Annotated in this window: 22 protein-coding genes and 1 tRNA gene; 8 read left to right on the forward strand and 15 right to left on the reverse strand. The window is 64.8% G+C overall.

What is annotated here, in order from left to right; translation table 11 throughout:
* On the reverse strand, nt 1-567 hold a 567-nt coding region (locus tag UNPA324_RS07425; protein WP_141938740.1), incomplete at its 3' end, for a hypothetical protein.
* Nucleotides 568-960: 393 nt separating this feature from the next.
* Here UNPA324_RS07425 and UNPA324_RS07430 point away from each other — a divergent pair.
* The gene (locus UNPA324_RS07430; RefSeq protein WP_128919671.1) at nt 961-1,620 is read left to right on the forward strand and encodes a peroxiredoxin; all 660 of its coding nucleotides are present in this window, start codon (nt 961-963) and stop codon (nt 1,618-1,620) included.
* A 122-nt stretch (nt 1,621-1,742) separates the two neighbouring features.
* Here UNPA324_RS07430 and UNPA324_RS07435 read toward each other — a convergent pair whose 3' ends face one another.
* The gene (locus tag UNPA324_RS07435) at nt 1,743-3,473 is read right to left on the reverse strand and encodes a methyl-accepting chemotaxis protein (protein ID WP_141934223.1); all 1,731 of its coding nucleotides are present in this window, start codon (nt 3,471-3,473) and stop codon (nt 1,743-1,745) included.
* Nucleotides 3,474-3,588: 115 nt separating this feature from the next.
* On the opposite strand from UNPA324_RS07435, the gene UNPA324_RS07440 reads away from it, so the two are divergent.
* Both UNPA324_RS07440 and UNPA324_RS07445 read left to right on the forward strand, forming a co-directional pair.
* Nucleotides 3,589-5,034 (forward strand): cryptochrome/photolyase family protein, encoded by a 1,446-nt coding sequence (locus UNPA324_RS07440; protein WP_181769650.1) that lies wholly within the window; start codon nt 3,589-3,591, stop codon nt 5,032-5,034.
* A 68-nt stretch (nt 5,035-5,102) separates the two neighbouring features.
* Nucleotides 5,103-5,408 (forward strand): histone, encoded by a 306-nt coding sequence (locus UNPA324_RS07445; RefSeq protein WP_141934225.1) that lies wholly within the window; start codon nt 5,103-5,105, stop codon nt 5,406-5,408.
* Nucleotides 5,409-5,465: 57 nt separating this feature from the next.
* Here UNPA324_RS07445 and UNPA324_RS07450 read toward each other — a convergent pair whose 3' ends face one another.
* Nucleotides 5,466-6,338: a DMT family transporter gene (locus tag UNPA324_RS07450; protein ID WP_141934227.1), complete on the reverse strand. Its 873-nt coding sequence runs from the start codon at nt 6,336-6,338 to the stop codon at nt 5,466-5,468.
* A 98-nt stretch (nt 6,339-6,436) separates the two neighbouring features.
* Nucleotides 6,437-6,883 (reverse strand): hypothetical protein, encoded by a 447-nt coding sequence (locus UNPA324_RS07455; RefSeq protein ID WP_141934230.1) that lies wholly within the window; start codon nt 6,881-6,883, stop codon nt 6,437-6,439.
* A gap of 290 nt (nt 6,884-7,173) precedes the next feature.
* Here UNPA324_RS07455 and UNPA324_RS07460 point away from each other — a divergent pair, with 290 nt between their 5' ends.
* On the forward strand, nt 7,174-7,437 hold the full coding sequence (locus tag UNPA324_RS07460; protein WP_141934232.1) for a hypothetical protein: 264 nt from the start codon (nt 7,174-7,176) through the stop codon (nt 7,435-7,437).
* Between the two features lie 17 nt (nt 7,438-7,454).
* Here UNPA324_RS07460 and UNPA324_RS07465 read toward each other — a convergent pair whose 3' ends face one another.
* Both UNPA324_RS07465 and UNPA324_RS07470 read right to left on the reverse strand, forming a co-directional pair.
* Nucleotides 7,455-7,916 (reverse strand): host attachment protein, encoded by a 462-nt coding sequence (locus UNPA324_RS07465; protein WP_128919667.1) that lies wholly within the window; start codon nt 7,914-7,916, stop codon nt 7,455-7,457.
* A gap of 39 nt (nt 7,917-7,955) precedes the next feature.
* Nucleotides 7,956-8,366 carry a DUF3775 domain-containing protein gene (locus tag UNPA324_RS07470; protein ID WP_128919666.1) on the reverse strand — a complete coding sequence of 137 codons (411 nt, stop codon included), beginning with the start codon at nt 8,364-8,366 and terminating at the stop codon, nt 7,956-7,958.
* A gap of 240 nt (nt 8,367-8,606) precedes the next feature.
* Here UNPA324_RS07470 and UNPA324_RS07475 point away from each other — a divergent pair, with 240 nt between their 5' ends.
* Nucleotides 8,607-8,894 (forward strand): hypothetical protein, encoded by a 288-nt coding sequence (locus UNPA324_RS07475; protein ID WP_128919665.1) that lies wholly within the window; start codon nt 8,607-8,609, stop codon nt 8,892-8,894.
* 452 nt (nt 8,895-9,346) lie between these two features.
* Nucleotides 9,347-10,315 (forward strand): AraC family transcriptional regulator, encoded by a 969-nt coding sequence (locus tag UNPA324_RS07485; RefSeq protein WP_164936281.1) that lies wholly within the window; start codon nt 9,347-9,349, stop codon nt 10,313-10,315.
* Between the two features lie 81 nt (nt 10,316-10,396).
* Here the strand turns inward: UNPA324_RS07485 and UNPA324_RS07490 are convergent.
* From UNPA324_RS07490 to UNPA324_RS07500, 3 genes are all read right to left on the reverse strand, one after another.
* A tRNA-Arg gene (locus UNPA324_RS07490) sits at nt 10,397-10,473 on the reverse strand.
* 152 nt (nt 10,474-10,625) lie between these two features.
* On the reverse strand, nt 10,626-11,135 hold the full coding sequence (locus tag UNPA324_RS07495; RefSeq protein WP_141934234.1) for a hypothetical protein: 510 nt from the start codon (nt 11,133-11,135) through the stop codon (nt 10,626-10,628).
* A gap of 160 nt (nt 11,136-11,295) precedes the next feature.
* On the reverse strand, nt 11,296-11,868 hold the full coding sequence (locus UNPA324_RS07500; protein WP_181769325.1) for a hypothetical protein: 573 nt from the start codon (nt 11,866-11,868) through the stop codon (nt 11,296-11,298).
* Between the two features lie 179 nt (nt 11,869-12,047).
* Here UNPA324_RS07500 and UNPA324_RS07505 point away from each other — a divergent pair, with 179 nt between their 5' ends.
* Complete coding sequence (locus UNPA324_RS07505) at nt 12,048-12,434, forward strand: VOC family protein (RefSeq protein WP_128919661.1); 387 nt, start codon at nt 12,048-12,050, stop codon at nt 12,432-12,434.
* A gap of 49 nt (nt 12,435-12,483) precedes the next feature.
* Here the strand turns inward: UNPA324_RS07505 and UNPA324_RS07510 are convergent, their stop codons facing one another.
* The gene (locus UNPA324_RS07510) at nt 12,484-12,981 is read right to left on the reverse strand and encodes a hypothetical protein (RefSeq protein ID WP_128919660.1); all 498 of its coding nucleotides are present in this window, start codon (nt 12,979-12,981) and stop codon (nt 12,484-12,486) included.
* A gap of 258 nt (nt 12,982-13,239) precedes the next feature.
* Here UNPA324_RS07510 and UNPA324_RS07515 point away from each other — a divergent pair, with 258 nt between their 5' ends.
* The gene (locus UNPA324_RS07515; protein WP_164936279.1) at nt 13,240-13,593 is read left to right on the forward strand and encodes a GrlR family regulatory protein; all 354 of its coding nucleotides are present in this window, start codon (nt 13,240-13,242) and stop codon (nt 13,591-13,593) included.
* Here UNPA324_RS07515 and UNPA324_RS07520 read toward each other — a convergent pair whose 3' ends face one another.
* The 5 genes from UNPA324_RS07520 to UNPA324_RS07540 all read right to left on the reverse strand — a co-directional run bounded on the left by UNPA324_RS07520 (nt 13,594) and on the right by UNPA324_RS07540 (nt 20,176).
* Complete coding sequence (locus UNPA324_RS07520; protein ID WP_141934238.1) at nt 13,594-16,281, reverse strand: PAS domain S-box protein; 2,688 nt, start codon at nt 16,279-16,281, stop codon at nt 13,594-13,596.
* Nucleotides 16,282-16,404: 123 nt separating this feature from the next.
* Nucleotides 16,405-17,319 (reverse strand): DMT family transporter, encoded by a 915-nt coding sequence (locus UNPA324_RS07525; RefSeq protein WP_141934241.1) that lies wholly within the window; start codon nt 17,317-17,319, stop codon nt 16,405-16,407.
* 75 nt (nt 17,320-17,394) lie between these two features.
* Nucleotides 17,395-18,210, reverse strand: a complete 816-nt coding sequence (locus UNPA324_RS07530) for an NUDIX hydrolase (RefSeq protein WP_141934243.1) — start codon at nt 18,208-18,210, stop codon at nt 17,395-17,397.
* A 4-nt stretch (nt 18,211-18,214) separates the two neighbouring features.
* Nucleotides 18,215-19,168: a dihydrodipicolinate synthase family protein gene (locus UNPA324_RS07535; RefSeq protein ID WP_141934245.1), complete on the reverse strand. Its 954-nt coding sequence runs from the start codon at nt 19,166-19,168 to the stop codon at nt 18,215-18,217.
* A 129-nt stretch (nt 19,169-19,297) separates the two neighbouring features.
* The gene (locus tag UNPA324_RS07540; RefSeq protein WP_128919655.1) at nt 19,298-20,176 is read right to left on the reverse strand and encodes an SDR family oxidoreductase; all 879 of its coding nucleotides are present in this window, start codon (nt 20,174-20,176) and stop codon (nt 19,298-19,300) included.
* Between the last annotated feature and the right edge of the window lie 43 nt (nt 20,177-20,219).

Here is a 20,219-nt window from a genome sequence, read left to right on the forward strand (position 1 = left end):
TCCAATGTCGAACACGTTCGGCAATTGGCCCGCCAGAGGCAGCGCGGTGGCGCCGAGGAACGTCGCCACCATCGCCGTCAGGCGACGGTTGTTGTGGCGCTTGCCGCGCATCTGGCCCGCGATCCACTCCAGCATCTCGCTATTGACCTTGGAGGCATAGGACGGCGCCCAGCTCTCGATGTCGGTCTCGGCCGACAGCGCGACGCTGCGCGGCGGCACCTTCAGGCCGGAGGCGCTTGCGGCATAATGGGCAACGGCCTTGGCGAGCAGGTCGTCGAAGCGGCCGCCATCGGTGCGCTCGGTTGCGGCCTCGTTGATCTCGAACAGGACTTCCGCCTCGGCGCGGCTGACCGGCTGGTCGTTGACGGCGGTGGCCGTCAGGATCCGCGTGCACCAGGCGGTGTCGTCGGCATCGAGCGAGCGGGAGAAATGCACCCTTCCCTTGGTGGTCGGGCCTTCGCCGGTGATCACGCCGTCGCGCACGATGGAGAGTGCATGGGCTGCGGTATCGCGGCAGGACGGTTCGAGGGACGAGGACTCGACAGATTTAGGTGCAGCGGCAGACATAGTTCACTTCCAGACTTCTTCCGATCGGCCAGCATTTTCATGCCGGCGTAAAGGGGTGGTTAACGATTCGATACGGGGATCGCGACTTTTCTAGATGGTTGCCAATTGGTCGCTGTCAGGACCGTTTTGGTTCTAGGACGCGCCGGGCGAGCGTGATGGAAGTCATAAAAGGCTTTATCGGGGCGAGCGAGACCGTGTGACCCCGGGTGGAGCTGTTTCGCCGCAGGTGCCGCCGTAACAATAAGTTGCTAGAAAATCTGCCCTTCAAGGCAGGAATTCACATTTTACTTGAGCCGGTTCAGTTTGCGTTCACTTGGCCTTGTAAGACCCCTATACTGAGGCGGACGGCCAGGGAAGAATTTCCAAGTAGATTCAATGCGATGAGGTAAAATCATGACACTTCCGATCGGCACCACCGCACCCGACTTCGAAGCCGAGACCACCGAAGGGAAGATCAAGTTCCACGACTGGATCGGCAACAGCTGGGTGCTCTTGTTCTCGCACCCCAAGGACTTCACGCCGGTTTGCACCACCGAGCTCGGCGCCCTCGCCAAGCTGAAGCCAGAATTCGACAAGCGCGGCGTCAAGCTGATGGGGCTCTCGGTTGACCCCGTCGACAACCACGCCCGTTGGTCGGAGGATATCAAGGAGACGCAAGGCGCAGCTCCGAACTACCCGATGATCGGCGACACCGATTACAACGTCTCGAAGCTCTACGGCATGCTGCCGGCCGCCATTTCGGGCGATCCCCTCAAGCGTACCGCGGCCGACAACCAGACGGTCCGCAACGTCTTCATCATCGGGCCGGACAAGAAGATCAAGCTGGTGCTGGTCTATCCGATGACGACCGGGCGGAACTTCCAGGAGATCCTGCGCGTCATCGACTCGCTCCAGCTCACCGCCAAGCATCGCGTCGCCACGCCGGCCGACTGGTCGCAGGGCGACGACGTCATCATCGCGGGCTCGGTCTCCAACGACGAGGCCAAGACGATCTATCCGCAGGGCTGGAAGGAGCCGAAGCCCTACCTGCGCATCGTGCCGCAGCCGAAATGACTTTTTGCGGTCGCGCATAGCGACCGCAAAAGGTCATCCCGGGGCGATGCGTCAGCATCGAACCCGGGATCTCGAGATTCCGGGCTCGGTCTTACGGACCGCCCCGGGATGACGACGCTGGATTAAGCCGCCCGCACGCGGTCGAGGAAGCCGTCGACCTCTGCCTTCAGATGCAGGCTCTCGCCCGACAGTGCCTGGGCCGAGGCAAACATCCGGCTCGACGTCTCGCCCGTCTCGCTGGCGTCCTTGGCGGCATGTCGGACGTTGACGGCCACCTCGGCCGTGCCTGAGACCGCCGCGCGAACGCTCGCCACGATGTTGTGGGTCGCACTTTTCTGCTGCTCGACCGCAGCCGAGATCGAGCCGGCAATCCCGCTGATGCGCTCGATCGTCTGGCTGATCGCCTTGATGGCGGACACCGATTCCTCGGTCGCGAGCTGCATGCTCTCGATCTGGTTCGAGATCTCGTCGGTCGCTTTCGCGGTCTGGCCCGCCAGCGTCTTGACCTCCTGAGCCACCACGGCAAAGCCGCGGCCGGCATCGCCCGCGCGCGCGGCCTCGATGGTGGCGTTCAGCGCCAGCAGGTTGGTCTGCTCAGCGATCGAGGTGATCAGCTTGACGACATCGCCAATGCGCGCGCCGGCTTCCGAGAGCTGCGCGATGCGCTGGTCGGTGGCCTCGGCCTGCCGGACGGCTTCGGCGGAAATCGCGTTCGATTCCTGCACCCGTCGCGCGATTTCGGAGATCGATTGAGACAGCTCGTCGGAAGCCGATGCCGCCGAACGCACGTGCTCGGAGGCATTTTCGGAAGCGCCCGCGGACTGCGCCGACAGATCGGCGGTGGAGCGTGCGACGTCGGTCAGTTGTCGCGCGGCGCGCTCGAACTCGCCCGACGACGTCAGCACCTTGTCGAGGATGCCGCCGACGCTGCCGCGGAATTCCTCGACGAAGTTGCGCAGGTCGGATTTGCGCTGCTCGACCGCTGCGGCCGAGGCCGCCGCCTGCTCGCTGCGCATGCGCGCCCGCTCCAGCGAATTGCTCTTGAACACCGCGACGGTGCGCGCGATCTCGCCGATCTCGTCGGCGCGATCCTCGCATTCGATCGCAACGTCGCTCTGGCCGTTGGCAAGTGCGGTGAGCGAGTGCGTCACCGAGGTGAGCGGCCGGGTGACGCGGCGGACGATCAGCAGGGTCAGGGCCAGCACCAGCAGCGCGGCAAGTCCGGCGGCCGCGGCCATGCTCTCCATCGCATGGGCCAGCATGCTCTCGTACTGGATCATCGGGATGCCGACATAGAGAATGCCGACGACCTTGCCGGCCGCGTCCAGAACCGGGAAATAGGCGGTCATGAACGACTTGCCGAACAGCGTGGCCGGGCCTTTATAGGCCTCGCCGCGGCGCAGTGGCGCCTGCCCCGGATGGTCGGCGGCAAGCTGGGTGCCGACGGCGCGGTCGCCGTTTTCCTTTTTGACGTTGGTGGAGCGGCGGACGAACTGCCCGCTCGCATCGTCGAACACGAACAGGGTCGCGTTGCCGCCGACATAGGACACCGCGCGGTCGACGATGGCGTGATCCCTGAAGTCGGGCATTTTGGGGATTTCGGCGCGCACCACCGAGCCATCGCGCATCGTGATCTTGACGGCCGGAACGATCTCGGTGAAGGCCAGCGCCAGCGTGCGCAGGTTGACCTCGATGTCGCGCAATGCGCGATCGTTGAAGGCGGAGGTCAGCGACCAATAGCCGGCGCCGACCACGAGCGCCGTGTTCACGGCGATCAGCAACACGGCGCACAGAACCGCCTTGGTGCCGAGCTTGAACTGCGGCAAGGACTTCCCGGTCAAGACCCTGGACATGAATGGAACCACCCCCGTAATCCCTGCATATTCGTGCAGCCGCCTTACGGTCCGATTAACGACGGGTTCCCGTCGCCGCGCCCGACATGCTTTCCAAATCGTAAACGAGGCCACCCTGACCCCGCCAAGCGTGCCGCCCATCATCGTCTGGTTTCGCGACGACCTTCGCCTGTCCGATCATCCCGCCCTGCACGCCGCCGCGACATCAGGTGCGCCGGTGCTCGGCCTCCACGTCCTCGACGACAGCATCGGACGTCCGCCCGGCGCGGCAACGCGCTGGTGGCTGGCGCAGTCGTTGCGAGCGCTCGGTACAGCGATCGCTGCGCGCGGCGGATCCCTCGTCCTGCGCCGGGGACCGGCGGCCAGGGTGATCCCGGAACTGGCACGCGAAAGCGGCGCCCGCGCCGTCTACTGGAATGGAATTGCGCAGGCGCCGCATCAGGCCGTCGAGAGCCAGCTCGAGGCGACACTGGCAAAGCTTGGCGTGGACTCGCAAACCTTCCCCGGCGATCTCCTGGTCCCGCCCTCCGCCATCCGCACCAAGGAAGGCCGCGGCTTGCGCGTGTTCACGCCGTTCTGGCGGCGCGTGCTGTCGCTGGGTGATCCGGCAAAACCGCTGCCTGCTCCGAAACAGCTGCGCCCCGCGCCGAAGATCGCCGGCGATGTGCTGGAGAGCTGGGGGCTGGAGCCGGGCAAGCCGGATTGGGCGGGCGGCCTGCGGGAGACATGGACCCCGGGCGAGGCCTCAGCACAAGAGCGCCTGCGCGACTTCCTCAGACACACCGCGGGCGCCTATGTCGGAGACCGCGACCGCCCGGATCGTGAAGGCACCTCAGGCCTGTCGCCGCATTTGAGATTCGGCGAGCTCAGCGCGCGCCAGATCTGGCATGCGGCGCGGTTTGCCGCGGAGGAAGACCCGGCACTGGGGCCGGGCATCGAAAAATTCCTCAGCGAGCTCGGCTGGCGCGAGTTCTGCCGCCACCTGCTCCACGATCATCCCGACCTCGGCAGCGAAAACCTGCAAGCAAATTTCGACGGCTTCCCCTGGAAGCGCGACGTCAAGGCGCTCGCCGCCTGGCAGCGCGGCCGCACCGGCTATCCGATCGTCGATGCCGGCCTGCGCGAGCTCTGGCACACCGGGGTGATGCACAACCGGGTGCGGATGGTGGTGGCCTCATTCCTGGTCAAGCACCTCTTGATCGACTGGCGCGAGGGCGAAGCCTGGTTCTGGGACACCCTGGTCGATGCGGACGCCGGCAGCAATCCCGCCAATTGGCAATGGGTCGCCGGCTGCGGCGCCGACGCCGCGCCCTATTTCCGCGTGTTCAATCCGCAGCTGCAGGGCGAGAGGTTCGATCCGGATGGAACCTATGTCCGGCGCTGGGTGCCGGAGCTGAAAGAGATGCCGGCCAAGCTGATCCACCGGCCCTGGCAGGCAACGCCGATCGAGCTCGCGAGCTCAGGCATCACGCTCGGCAAGACCTATTCGCACCCGATCATCGATCACGCGAGGGGACGCGAGCGCGCGCTCGCCGCCTACGCGAAGATCCGCAAAGGTTGAGCGTTGCTTTGACACAATTATGAAACGCGCTATCGTCACCGCTCCATACAAACCGTGGGGGACACGATATGGACGACGATAAGCCGATCACCGAACAGGCGATGGAGACGATCACCAGCGCCGTGGAAGCGACCAAGGACGCGGCAGTCACCGCCGTCAAGAAGGTCAGGAAAGCCGCCAAGAAGGTCGCGAAGAAAGTAGCGCCGAAGAAGGCTTCCAAGAAGAAGGCCAAAAAGGCCCCGAAGAAGACTTCGAAGAAAGCCGCCAAGAAGGCCAGCAAGAAATCCTCGAAGAAAGCGGCCAAGAAGACCGCGAAGAAGGCCGCCAAGAAGACTGCAAAGACAAAGAAGAAGGCCAAGAAGGCGAAGCGCTGATCGAAGCGCTCAGATCGGGTCTCCGGATGCGAGCGCGTCCGGAGACCTGTCCTCGCGCTAGAAGCGCCGGTTGACCACGAACACCGCAGCCGCGCACATCGCCATGCCGGCAATCGCCAGTGCATCGAGCTTCTCGCCGAACAGCATGTAGGCCATCAGCGCAGTCACGGCAGGCACGAGATAGAACAGGCTCGCGACCGAGGTCGCCGCAGCGTGGCGGATCAGCCAGTAGAGCAGCCCGATCGACCCGATCGAGAGCGCCACCGCGAGCCAGGCGAGAGCGAGCACGAACTCCCGCGTCCAGTGCACCACGCGGTCTTCGAACAGGAAGGCCCCGATCGCGAAGAAGATGGTGACCGCGACATATTGCACGAGATTGCCGGCGCGCCAGTCGATCTGGTTGCAGTAGCGGCGCTGATAGAGCGTGCCGAGCGTGATGCTGATCAGCGACACCACCGAGGCGAGCCAGCCAAGCCCGGCTTCGCCGGTCATGGGACGGTTGTGCAGGATCATCACCACGCCGCCGAGGCCAAGCACGAGTCCGGCCCATTGCAGTGGCGTCACCCGCTCGCCGAGCCAACGATTGGCAATGGTCGAGGTCAGGATCGGCTGAAGGCCCGGGATCAGGGCGGAGAGCCCGGCAGGGATCGAATGCGCGATCGCGATCGCGGTGCCGCCAAGATAAAAGCCATGGACGAGGATGCCGGCGACCGCGCTGTGCACGATGCCGGTCCGGTCGGGCCATTTCGGCCGCGCAAGGCCGGCAATGATCGCCATCAGGCCGACCACGATCGCCATGCGGATGGCGAGATAGGTCAAGGGATCGGCGTTGTTGACGACGTATTTGGTGCCGATGAATCCGGTGCTCCAGAGCAGGACGAACAGGATCGGCGCGGCGCGGGCGGTCAGGGCTTCTTGATTATGATTCATTGCCGCCCTCATTGCCCCAGCGGGGGCCATGCGGCAATGCGAATTTCGTCCGGGACGATGTTGCGTTGCGACGGACGATTGCGGCTCAGCTCAGCCGCTCACCATTCTTCCGGACAGGGGTCGATGATCTTCCAGAGCTCGACGCCGTTCTTGATCTTCTTCATGTCGGTGGTGAGCCCGCCATTGCGCCGAATCCAGTCCTTCACCGTGTCGGGATAGTAGGACATCAGGTCGGACGTCCCCTCGGAGCTGGTGACCTTGATGCCGAAGGTGAAGGCCTTGTCGTAATAGGCTTGATGGAAGCCGAGGCTTGCGCGCGGCGTCACGCAGATCTTGTTCATCGGCACGATGCCGAGCACCAGCGTGCAGGCCGAATTGCAGATGCCGTCGATGATGACGCGCTCGCCCTTCTCGCGGACGCGCTTGTACTTGGCCTTGTATTCCTCGACATAGCCGCCGTGGTCGCGGGTGATGTGCAGCTCGGCCCGCGCCGGCGCGGCGGCGGCGAGGCAGAGCAACAGCAGGCTCAAAAGCGTGATGCGCATGGCGAGGTGACGGCTACAGCCTTCAGGAATGTACCGGCCTCGCAGGAGCCCCCAAAGGCCGGCGTCAGGATTCTTAACCGAATAGTCTTTGGTCATACTTGTGTGGGGAATTCGTTAAGCATCCCGAAAAGGCCAAAAATGGGCAGGCCTGGGGGGCCTCCGGCAATTCTGTCACACCCACCCGGGAATCTGCGGGATCGGCCCGGCTTTCCAGGCATCGAACCGGTGCCCCGGCGGCTCGAAGTGGCTATAGATGGCGGACCTATTCGCGCGGGCTCCGGAGAATCAAGATGAGCAAGTTGACGCTAGTCGCCGCGGTTGCTGCCCTGTCGGCCGCAATCCTAACCCCTGGCCTGGCGGAGGCGCGGGGCCATCACCGGCACTACCGCGCCTACGCCAATCCGCTGCCCTACCCGATCAGCTACCTCCACAATTACGGGCCCGGCATCACCCCTGGCACTTTCGCCTTTTACGACGGCCCGTCGACCAACCATTGCTACCAGAGCGCGGCCGCCTATGTCGGCCAGGATCGCCGCCGGCACCCCTGCTACTGATGCCCTGCGGGGCGCCTCTATTTGGCAGCGCCTGACAGCAGCAATTGCTTCTCGATCTCGTAGACCGGCAGCTTGACGAGATCCTTGCCGACCTCGTTCTGGATCGCCTTGCGCAGGAGGTCCGAGTAATCGGCGCGGATCATGCCAAGCGCGCGCGGTGAGGCCACCATGGTCAGGCCGGTGGTCTCGCCGGAGCTGACGGCGGCATCGAGCCGGCCGGCCAGGCTTCGCAGGAAGGCGCGCTCGGCCTCGTCGTGCCAATCGGTCTGCTCGACCGAGCTGCGGGCGCCCCCGGTAGCGGCATGCAATCGCCCCGGCGCGTCGCTCCCTTGCGCGCTGGTCGAGGGATTGGGCTGCTCGTGCACCTCCTTGGTGTGAAGGTTAGGAAACATCTCGTCGCCGAGGTTTTCCAGAATCAGCGCCTTGCGCCCGTCGCACACCACCAGCCAGTCGCCCTTGTCGATTCTCATTTTATCCATTGCAACTCTCCTTGAAACTTATCGACGCCGCGTCCGGCATCAGAGATGTTCTTCGAATTCCTCGAAGGACTTGCCGAACTGCGTCATCGCCTCCTCCAAATAGTCAGCGAGCATTGGCGTGCCGATCAGGTAGGAAGCCGTGCGCTGGTTGTGCGCCTGCGCGGCCTGGGTATGCAATTCGCTCCAATTGGAAAGATCGCCGTCGCCGCGACCAAGCCAGGTCAACGCCACGAGGTCGATCTGCTCGTCGACGTTGAGATCGCGGATAAAGCCCGCGAGCTCCGCACGGTCGGTGGTCCCGCCGCGCCCATTGCGGCCGTAGCTCATGTCGTCGTCGCCGAACTCCAGGATGACGCCACCTCCGGCCGCCTCGCTGTCGGACCGGCGCGATTTCGAGATGACGAAGAAGACCTTCTCCGGCGAGATCGACAGATTTGGAATGACTCGCATCCTGTTCACCCTGCCCGGCAGCGAGCCCCATGCTGCTACCACGCAGCAACACTATGAGCCGAGGCAGACTTGCGAATTGCGCAGGATCAAGGTCTATGGCACGGCATTGGCCATGCGGCCAAAGCCAGCCCGCCGGGCGGATTTGCTGAAGATCCGTTCATCAGCATTACATTTCGGCTCCGCCACAATTTGATCAGAACAACTTCGATATCCTGTTCCGCCTAAGCGGAGGAAGACATCATGACTCGCAAGATCGGCCTCGTCGCCGCAGGCCTGTTCAGTGCCATGCTGGGTGCCCTGGCGGCATCGCCGGCGGCGTCTGCCATGCCTATCGCGCCGGCGCCTGCAACACCGGATATCGCCGGCGTCGAGCAGGTGCGCATGGTCTGCAACGCCTGGGGGCGCTGCTGGTGGCGCCCGAACTACTATGGATATTACGGGCCGCGGCCATATTACGGGCCTCGATATTATGGGCCGCCGCGCTATTACGGCCCGCGCTATTATGGCTACGGCTATCGCGGCTGGTAATATCTGAAGGGGCCCCCCGGGGCCCCTTCGCATTTGCGAGATCACGACTTGCGCGGTTGTCGCCAGGTTGGAGCGATTCCAAAACTGATCTAGATCAAAGATGAAGGCCGCCCACACCGTCATTCTGCGGCCATGGCCGAGTTTATCGTCTTTCGATGCCCTGAGACGGGCATGAACGTGCAGACGCATCTGGAGAAGCAGGAGAGAACGGAGGGACGAAGCTTTGCGTCCTTTGCCTGTCCCGCCTGCACGCGGCTGCACTTCATCGACCTCGCTTCCGGAAAGCCGATGAGCCGAGAACGTTGACGGTGGCATCGGTCCGACGGACGTCATGGCATGATGTCCGCAATACTACGGCCTGAAATTCGATTTACTGAAACGCGATGTTTCGCCATTGATGGCGGTACATCGACGTCCATTTGATTGTCACATTTCAGTAGCCGGCCAGACCCATGTTGTTCGACGCTCTCGCTCCATCCTCCGCGCTTCAGCTGATCGGCTTTGCCAATGTCGACGCGTTTCGGCCGGTCGAGTCGATGGAGGATGCGCGAAGCATTCCGCTCGACATCCCGAACTTCGCCGCGGCCCGCGCCGTCGTCTCCCTTCCGGCGTGCCGCATCATCATGATGCGATCGTTCGCGCGCATCCTCGATACCGCCTATAGGATGCCGGGCGGGATGGTGATCCTGTCCATGACCGACGACCTCCAGGTCAACCTCAAGGGCCTGGATCTCGATGCGCGCTTCTTCGTTACGCTCCGCGGCAACGACGAATGCCATTTCGTCGAGCCGCAAACCAATCATCATGCGATGATCATCTTCTCCCCTGAGCTGAAAGACCGGGGCTGGTTCGATCACGCCGACGATTTACGGGCCCATGTCGCGAACCGGCCCGCCCTGCTCCACACGCGGCAACTCCTGCTCGACATCCTGCGAACCGCCTCGGTGCAGCCGCTCTTGTTCAAAACCACCGAGGTGGCGGCCCATCTCCAGGAAGGACTGCTGCTCGCGCTCGACGATTTGTTTCAGATCGATCCGATGTCGGATCGCTGCGCCTCGGTCCAGGGCGAGCGTTCGATCAAGCTCGTGCAGCGGATCGACGATTACGTCGCGGCCCGTCCGACCGCGCCGATCTATACCGCCGATCTCGCCGGCGAGTTCGGCGTCTCGACCCGGACGCTCGGCGGCGCGGTGAGCAAGGTGCGGGGCATGAGCCTGCATCAGTACATCCGCCTCAAGAGGCTGTGGGCGACCCGCGCCCGTCTCCTCAAGGGCGGCGGCGCCACCGTTGCCACATGCGCGCGCGCCCAGGGCTTCCATCATCTCGGTGAATTTGCCGCAGCCTACCGCGCGACATTCCACGAGACGCCTTCCGACACGCTGGCCCGCGGGCGGCAAAGCGGTGTCCGTCAGGCTGACTGACGCAGCCAGCCCTTGCGATAGTGACCCGGCCTCAGCGCCGGTTCGGAACATATCTGGAACGGGCTGGACGCAACGCAGAAGTGGCGCGCTCGGAAGGATTCGAACCTCCGACCCTCGGAATCGAAATCCGATGCTCTATCCAGCTGAGCTACGAGCGCCCTGGCCCGGAAAACCGGGCCGCAAACCGATACGCCGGACCAATGCTGGCAAGCCAGCCCACCGGACAGCGTTCGGAGGGATTCGAATTAGCAGAGAGGCCGCTCAATAAAAAGCCCTCCCCGCCTCGTTTCGGGGCGGATCGAAGGCGCTCTCACCAGGTCGTGTTGAAGAGGCCAAAATGCGGTTGTTGCGCGACCAGCATCATCGGCCGGCCGGGCGGCGGGGCCGAATGCGCCCTCACGACCTTGCGCTTGGGCTGAGGCGGAGAAGCCGGAGGCGCCTGGGCCTGAGACCTGCCATCGCTCCTTCCGGCTGCTGCGGCGTCGGCCTTCGAGCCCGGCGTGAACTGGGCGAACGTCTCGCGCACCCGCGCCTTGGCCGACATTTCCGCGAGAGCGGCTGACGCGCTGTCCTGCACCGGCGGCTGAGGCGCGACGACAGCGGCTGTCTTCACCGCAGGCGGGACGATCGTGGGCTGGGTGGTGTCGAGCACGACACGCTCGGGCAGATGGCGATCGGAGCGGATCCGGATCAGCGGCTGATCATTGCTTACGGTGGCGACGGCCTGAGCAACCGGCTGCGATGGCAGAACGAAGTCTGCTGCGAATAGCAGTGCGAGCAAAGCTCCACCGACATAGACGAAATAGCGAAAGATGGGCATTGGCCACGCTCCGCCCCCCGCATCCCCGCGTGGGCTCTTCGCCTCAACAGGCGATCTTTTAATTGGTTCCTAGCCCAGCCGTTCGGTTCAAATGGCGATGCGAGGTTTTTTCGCCAAGGGCCAAGGAGGGTAACTTTTCCGCTACCGGAACATGCCGCCGCTACGCGCGGCGCGCTGCAACCAGCGAGCATTTCGACTGATCGGCATTCACGTTGACGAAGCCTACGGAAATCCGCGCAAAGGTCTTGCGGCTCTTCATGCTGACCGGATCTGCCAGCACGCGACGGCGATCGGTGAGATGGCTGCCGTCACGCCGCACAAACGCGCAGACGATTTCCAGATCCTTTACGGCATAGTCATTGTCGTTTCGCAGCGTAAACGTCACCAGGGCTTTTGAGCCAAGACCGCCGCGGCGCCACGTCTGCGACGAAATCCTGAGACGACCGAGGTCTACCACGGCCGGTACCTGAGCTTCGGCAGCCGGCGATGCCGATGCTGCCGGATCGCCCGAAGGAGCCGTCTCGACGGCTGCCACTTCCGACTTCACCTGCTCAGCGCTATTGCCTTTGGAGGGAGGCAGCAGCATCCAGACGCCGCAGCCGACGATGATGGCGGCCAGCAGCCACAGAAGGCTGCGGCCAAATGAGACGCTTGCGATCGTGACGGCCCGCGCCACTCGTTCGCCGGTCCCGGCAAAGCGCCCCCATCCGATCCGGTCGAGCCTGGCGTTCATGGTTGGATCACCGATCGCGGCCGAAGCCCGTCCAACGACGGAATGGGCCACTGCTTACCTTAATCCGGAAGACGACCTAAGGTTCCCGCGCAGTTGCGAATCGGCAAGGGCGGTGGTGATCACCGGCCACGGCCGCTAACATGCACTGCAACATCAAAGCCCCGTTGGGAGAACATGAAATGCCAGTCGCCGTCACTTGGGATCACGTCCATCTGCGCAGCCCCGACCCGGAGGCCACGGCGGCCTGGCTGCGGGACATCCTCGGTGGCGAGATCGTCCACGCGCCGGGACGGATCGACGTGAACCTTGGCGGTGCCAGGATATTCATCGCGCCGCTCGAAGGCGACAGCGCCGTCAACCCGCCGCCTCCGCACCCGCATCAGGGCCTCGACCATTTCGGGTTGACGGTGAAGGACATCGATGCCGTCGCGGCCGAGATCAAGGCCAAGGGCGTCACCTTCACGCGCGAGCCGACCACGATCCGGCCCGGCGTGCGCATCTGCTTCATCCGCGGCCCCGAAGGCATCTCCATCGAGCTGCTCGAGCGCGACAAGAAATATACCTGACGCGGCGCATGCCGCGTCAACGCACCGGACGACACGCCGCCCGGCGCGGCTAAGTCATGCTACCCGGCATGAAGCAGCGGACGGTGACGCCCATGTAGCCGTAGATCGGCCATACCATGGTGCGCCCCACCCGGTTCGGCTCGGAGATCACGGCCTCCTCGGGGACGTCGACCCAGACCAGTTCCTGCGGCTGTCCTTCGAGCCCGGAGCCGTAGCGCGGGAGGCGGACGCGATAGTGCCCGTCCTTGCTGTCCCAGTCGGTATCCGAGAGCGCCGAGCCGTCGGCATCGGAGCAGCACGGCCCCTTGCCGCTGCGCAGGCCATCGAACCAGGCTTTCAAATCCGCATTGGTGTTGGCGAACTGGCCGCGGTCGCGCGCATGGCCGATGGGGGCTGCGAGCCCAACCAGGACCAGGGCCGCTGCCAGTCGCGTCACGCCTCGCCAGCGAGTTGCGCCGCCGGAACGTCGTCGTTCGCTTTTGCAATTCGTGGGACGCGCATTGTACAGGCGCGGCTCATCGCCGCCGGAATCGATCCAGTTGCTCATCGTCTTGCTCCAGCACCCCGCGGCCGGTGCAGCTATTGCTGTGCATTTCGCGGGCCAACCTCGATTCGCAGGCGGCCGGCCTCGCCCCATCATCAGGCCGTCATGAGGCGTCACGCACAAGTCGGGACAAATACGGCTCGCGGTGGCAACTTCCCGCGGCCGGCCGGCAAACTGCCGCGTTGCGCGAGGCGATACGCTTTGGCATAAAATCCGGACCGGTTACGCCATTGGGCGATGGCGGCCGGCCCGTGGGACGTTATGAAGAACGGCCTTTATTCGATTCACGTGACCCTGCTCGATGGTCGAGTCGGCAAGGGTAGCGGCGTGATCCTTTTTCGCGACGGCAAGATTCTTGGCGGCGATGCCTATCTCTATTACACCGGCAGCTACGTGGTGAAGGACGACACCACCTTCAAAGGCGAAGTGCTGGTGCAACGGCACACCTCGCCGCGGGGCGACGACAATCCGCTGTTCGGCGGTCCTGCCCCGGTCGGCATCGGTGTCAGCGGGACCTACACGGATACCCGCGCGGAGATGACAGGCACGGCGCTGGTCGGCAAGGCCAGCCTGATCTTCGGCGCAACGCTGCATAAGCTCGCTGACGTCGACTAGCTATTCCGCGGCCTGTTCCAGCGGCGCCACGCGCGGCAGGATGATCTGGATGCGCGTGCCGCTGCCCGGTTCGGAATCGAGATCGAGCCGCCCGCCGAGCCGATTGGTGACGATGCTGTAGACGATGTGCAATCCGAGACCGGTGCCACCCTGGTCGCGTCGCGTCGTGAAGAACGGATCGAAGGCTCGGCGACGAACGTCGAGCGACATGCCACAACCATTGTCGGAGAAGATGATCTCGACATTGTCCTTGCCGGACTCCCGCACCTGGATGTCGATCGTCCCCGGCCGGCCGTCCGGGAAGGCGTGCGCCACCGAGTTGAGAAACAGATTGGTGAGCACCTGGCCGTACGGGCCCGGATAGCTGTTCATGGTGAGATCGGGTTGGCACTCGACATTGAGCGTCAGATTGTGCTTGCGCAGGCCCGGTCGCAGGCTCAGCACCACCTGCTCGGTGAGGTCGCCGAGATCGAAAGTGCGCTGGTCCGAATAGTTGCGGTCGGCGGCGACCTGCTTGAACGACTGGATCAGCTCGGCGGCGCGGTTGAGATTGGAGACGAGCTGCGAGGACGCATCGCGGCTGGTGCTGAGGAAATCGTTGAGCGTGGAGCGGCGGAGCTCGCCACGCTCGACCTCGGCGGTGAATATCGCGGTCTTGCGCTCCAGGGCAGAGGCGACAGTGAGGCTGATGCCGACGGGGTTGTTGACCTCGTGTGCGACGCCGGCAACGAGGCGCCCGAGCGCGGCGAGCTTCTCGGCCTCGATCAGCGAGGCCTGCGTCTCGCGCAGATTGCGCAGCGCCGTCTCGGCGGCTTCCTTGGCCTTGCGCATCTCCTGCTCGCCGCGCTTGCGCTCGCCGATGTCGAGCGCGACGGTCACGATCCGCTCGATCTCGCCCTCGGCATCGAGCAGCGGCAGCTTGTTGACCAGCCATTGCCGCATGTTGCCGGCGGCGTCCTTGTACTCCTCCTCGTAAAAGCCGAGCCCCTTGCGAAGCTGGAGCACGCGTTTGTCGTTCTCGTCGGTCTTGGCCGCGCCATAGCGCGACATCAGATCCGCCGTGGTGCGGCCGAGCGCGTCGCCGGGCTCGATGCCGAAGATGCCCGCCATGTAGCGGTTCATCAGCACGTAGCGCAGGTCGCGGTCCTTGACGTTGATCACCGCGGGCACGGTGTCGATGACCTGCTGGAGCAGGCGCCGGCCTTCGGCAATGGCGTCTTCCGCCCGCTTCTGATCGGTAATGTCGCGCAGCGTGCCCTCATAGCGGACGATGTTGCCCGCTTCGTCCCGCACGCCGGTGGCGCTGTCGGAGAGCCACAGGATGTCGCCGCTGCGCTGGCGCACCTGATACTCGAATTCGCGCACCATGCCGTCGCGCGCCATCAGCCGCTGGTATTCGGCGCGCGCCTCGGGATGAACGTAGATGGTGTGGGCGATGTCGCTGATGCTGTCGATCAGCTGCTGCGGGCTGTCGTAGCCCATCATTCGCGCCAGCGCCGGATTGGCGTTGAGGAGATCGCCGGCCGGCGTCGTCACATAGATGCCGTCGATCGAGCCCTCGAACAGTTTTCGGTAGCTCTCTTCGGCGAGGCGCTGCTCGGTAAGCGCGCGCACCGCCGCCTCGCGCGCCGTGTCCGCCTCCTCCAGCGCGCGGCGGAATACTTCCGCGGCACGCGCGATGTCGCCGATCTCATTGTCGAGGTCGGCAGACGGGATCGAGGTGTTCTTCTGGCCCGCCGCAAGCGCGCGAATGGAGCGTGCGATCTGGGCGAGCGGACGAACCGTCCGCCGCACTACGAAGCCGGCCGCGAGAATGCCGATCAGGACGCCGATGGTGCCGAGCACGATGCTCTGCCATCGCGCTTCCGTCAGCGTCCGGGCAAAGTCGCGCGACAGCACGTGGCCGCGCCGGTCGCTGACTTCGCGCAGGAGCTCGGTGACGCGGCCGATCAGCCGGCCCTCGGTTCCCAGCACCTCGCGGTCGATGTCGGCGATCTGCCGCTCGCGGACGGCCACGGCCATGATGGCCTCGGCATAGTCGTTCACCGCCGATCTCAACCTGGCATCGGCAATGTTCAGTGCCCGCATGTTCTGGGCGGCCTGCTCCGCCGCGGACGGGTTGCGCGCGAGCAGCCCGAGCGCGATGCGGCTCTGCGCCTCCGACAGGCGCGAGGCCAGCTCACGGTCGGCGGTGCCGGAGACGGCCACATCGAACTGGTCGCGCAGCGGCGGCAGGCCGGCCAGCAGCTGGGCGCGGCGGTCGATCAGGGTCGAGATCCGCTCGAGGCCGGTCCGATAGGTCGCCAGGCGCTCAGTGACCCCATCGATCATGTCCTGCTGCTCGGGCGCGAGCTCGATGCGGGTCTTCTTCAGGATGTCGCTGAGCGTGGAGGCCGCCTCGCCCACCTGCTTGAACTGGATGCCGGCGCCGGGATCGGTGACGAAGTCGCGCGCGGCGAGGCGCAATTCGTTCATGCGGCGGTCGATGTCCTCGGCGAGGTCGCCGACGCTCTGGAGCCGCTGCAGCTCGGCGAAGGTCGTGTCGATGTGCCGGATCGCGATCACGCTCGCGGTCGAGGTGACGATGATCACCGCCAGCACGAGCAGAAAACTGCCGAAGGTGAGCTGGCCGATGGAGAGCGAGAAGGTTCGCTTTTTCTCAGGGATCGGCGTCAATTCGGCGGACATTGGGCTTCGAGGACCGGGATATTTGGAGGCCCAATATACGACGTATTGTACCCTTGGGGAAACATGCCACGGGCCGCCGAATATCCTTAATATTGTGCGCCTGCCGCTTGGTCCGCCTTGCCTTTATGGCGATTTCACAATGGCCGGCCGCCTGGCCGGGATGGTCATGGCGGCGACCCCGAGGACGACGCAGGCCAGCCCGACCCACGCCGTCCGGCTCAGGCTCTCGCCGAGGAAGACGACGCTGATGGCGACGCCAATGGGCACACGGAGATAGGCCTGCGCGGTGGTGCCGACCGAGCCCAGGGTCTGGATCAGGCGGAAGTAGATCGCAAACGCCGCAGCCGTCGAGAACACGGCGAGCGCGAGCAACGCCAGCACGGAGCTGAGCGAGGGCGAGAGCGTCCAGGGTTGCTCGACCATTAGCGAGGCCGGGATCAGGACGGCGGCCCCGGCCAGCAGCGAGCCGGCGGCCGGCGCCATGGGGTCGAGGCCCCCAAAGCTGCGGCCGAAAATCGCGGCGCAGGCGTAGCAGATGGTGGCAGCGACGATGGCGGCCTCTGCGAGGAGGCCGCTGCCAACGTCGTGGAAGGCATCGACGCCGACGATCAGCAGGATGCCGGCCATCCCCGCCGCGACGCCGAACAATTTTCGCGGGGGCGTCGCCTCATGGCGGGTGACGCCGGCGGTGAGCAGGAAGGTGAAGATCGGTGCGGCCGAGTTGAGGATGGTGGCGAGCGCGGCATCGATATGGCGCTCGCCCCAGGCGATCAGCGTCCAGGGGATGACGCTGTTGAGCACGGCCTGGAAGGCGAAGCGCCGCCACGTCGCGCCATCCGTCGGCATCCTGACGCCACGCGCCCCCATGACGACGAGCAGCAGCAGGCCGGCGATCGTGGTTCGCGCCGCAATCAGCGTGATCGGAGGAATGGTGGCGACGCCGAGCTTGATGAAAGTGTAGGAGCCGCCCCACAGCGTTGCGAGCGCGACCAGCAGCGCCAGTTCGACGGCGATGTTGGTGTCCTGTCTGGTGTCCATCGCCCGCTCCGTCCCACGATGGACGGAACCTAGCGCGGCCGCGGCCCTCAATACTTCGCTCGGCGTCGAAGTGTATTAGCCCAGCGCCCCGACCTCGAACACCTCACCGTCATAGCCGGCCTCGCGGGGGATGCGGAGCTGGCGGCCGGTTTCGGTCTTGGTCATGACCGGCATCACGGTGATGATGGATAGGCTGCGGGCATGGTCCAGGGCCGCGTCCACGCTGCCCTGTTTGGCGAGGCGGATCAGATTGCGCGTGGTCGGGAACGGCAGCTTGAAGCGGCCGCTTTCGCCGCCCTCCACCGCCTCGCGCGGCGAAACCCAGATCGAGTCCGTCGACTCCCGGCCGTCATGGGCGCCGAGTTGATCGGGCGGCGCGGCCGCAAGGAAGAACCAGGTGTCGAAACGCTTGGGCATGCCTTCCGGCGTGATCCAGTGCGCGTACGGCACCAGCGTGTCGAGCGCGAGCTGGAGGTCGTTGTCGGCGAGAATGTTCAGGAAGCTGACCTTGTGCTCGTTGAGCGCGACGCGATGCGCGTCTGCGATCTCGCCGGCACGACTGGCATCGACTGGCGCCCCCGTCGCCTTCGACCGCGCCAGCAGGATGCCGCTTTCCTCAAAAGTCTCGCGGATCGCGGCGATGCGAAAACCGCGGTCCGCTTCGCCCAAGCCTTCGCCGCCTGAGTACAGGTCCGAGCGGGCGACGATCTCCTTGTCGCCAGCATCGACGCTGCCGCCGGGAAACACCAGCGCACCCGAATTGAACTCGATCTGATGATGGCGGACCATCATGAAGACCTCGATCTCGCCGCGGCCCTTGCCGTCGGCCTGCGTCCCATCGCGCAGCAGGAGGATCGTCGAGGCCGGGCGTGATGCTGCGATCTCAGCCATTCAACTAGCCTGCGGCGCTGGATTGCGGGCCGAGATTGGCGCGCTTGTCGAAACGGGCAACGCGCGACAGCAGGTACTCGACCTCCGCCTTCGCTGTCGCCGTGATCGTCGCGCCCGGCTTGCGCTGCGCGCTGGAGGCGATGATGCCGCGCTTCTGCAGGACGTATTTGCGTATGGTCAGGCCGACGCCAGGCTGCTGCTCGTAGCGGATCAGCGGCAGATGCGCGTCGAACAGATCATGCGCGGCATCGCGCTTGCCGGCCTTGGAGAGGTTGACGACGTCGATCAAAAGCTCCGGGAACGCATAGCCGGTCATGGCGCCGTCGGCGCCGCGCTCCATCTCGAAGTCCAGGAAGGTGCCGCCATTCCCGCATAGGATCGACAGCGGCCGGAGCGAGCCATCCTTCTGGAAGCCGCGGAGCGTCGTGATCTTCTCCAGTCCCGGCCAGTCCTCGTGCTTGAGCATCACGCAGTTCGGATTGTCCATGACGATCTTGCGGATCACGGCAGGGGTGAACACGACCTGCAAGGTGAGCGGATAGTCCTGGAGCACCCAGGGCACATCCGGACCGATCGCCTCGGCCGCCTGCTTGAAATAGCCGATGATCTGATCGTCGGTGCGAAGCGAGGGCGGCGGCGCGATCATCACGCCAGCCGCGCCGGCATCCATGGAGGCCTTGGCCAGCGAGCGCATGGTGGCAAAGCCCGGCGCGGAGACGCCGACGATCACCTGCATCTTCTTGGCGCGCTTGACGTAGCGCACCGCCACCTGCTCGGCTTCAGCGGCATCCAACTTCGGCGCCTCGCCGAGAATGCCCAGCACCGTGACGCCGTCGCAACCGACCTCCTCGTAGAAATCGGTCAGGCGGTCGATCGAGCGCTCGTCGATCCGGCCGTCGTCGTGGAACGGCGTCGGCGCGATTGCAAAAGTGCCCTTGGCGTCGGCGGTGAGTTTCATCGTCTTTCCTTGTCTCTCTCTTCGTCATTCCGGGATGGCCCGAAGGGACAGGCCCGGAATCCATAACCACAAGTCGGGGTTATGGATTCCGGGCTCGCGACTTCGTCGCGCCCCGGAATGACAGTGTGGCTAAAACCGCCGCGCGCCCATCTTGATCTGCTCCTCGGAGAAGAAGATCTCCTTGGCATGATCGGCGATGTCCTGGGCCTTCCAGCCCGTGTGCGGCGGTTTCCAGCCTTCCATTTCCATCATCCGCATTTCGCGCACGCCGCGGGGCCCGGACACGCCCAGCACCTTGCCGGTCTGGTCGCCCGACAAGTCGCTGACCATGTATAGCACGGCCGGCGCGATGCCGTCCGGCCCCAGCGCCGCCCCCGGGTTCTCCTTATAGCGGGGCAGGTCTGCGGTCATGCGGGTCAGCGCGCCTGGGGCCAGAGTCCAGATCCGAATGTTGTACTTGCGGCCCTCGATCGCCAGCACATTGGAGAGGCCCCAGATGCCGCCCTTGGCTGCGCCGTAATTGGTCTGGCCGAAATTGCCGATCAGCCCTGATGTCGAGGAGGTGTTGACGATGACGCCGCCGCCGTTTTCCCGCATCCAGCGAAACACCGGCATGGTGCAACAAAAGGTGCCCTTCAGATGGACCTTGATGACCTTGTCCCAGTCGGCCTCGGAGGCCTTGTGAAAGGTCTGGTCACGCAGGATACCGGCATTGTTGACCAGGATGTCGGCGCGGCCGAAATGCTTGATGGCGTCGTCGAACACCGACTGGCCGCCCTCCATGGTGGAGATGTCGGCGCCGTTGGCGACGGCCTTGCCGCCGTCGGCCTTGATCGCGTCCACGACCTGCTGCGCCATCGACGTGTCGGCGCCGGAGCCGTCACGGGGCCCGCCGAGGTCGTTGACCACGACCGATGCCCCTTCCCGCGCGAACAGCTTCGCATAGGCCTCACCGAGTCCCCCGCCCGCACCGGTGATCAGCGCAACCTTGCCGTCGAGTAGTCCCATGGTGGCTTCTCCCTGTTTTCTTGTTCTTTCGTGTCCCGGACGC

This window comes from Bradyrhizobium sp. UNPA324 (genome assembly GCF_006658635.1).
Taxonomy (GTDB): Bacteria; Pseudomonadota; Alphaproteobacteria; order Rhizobiales; family Xanthobacteraceae; genus Bradyrhizobium; species Bradyrhizobium nanningense.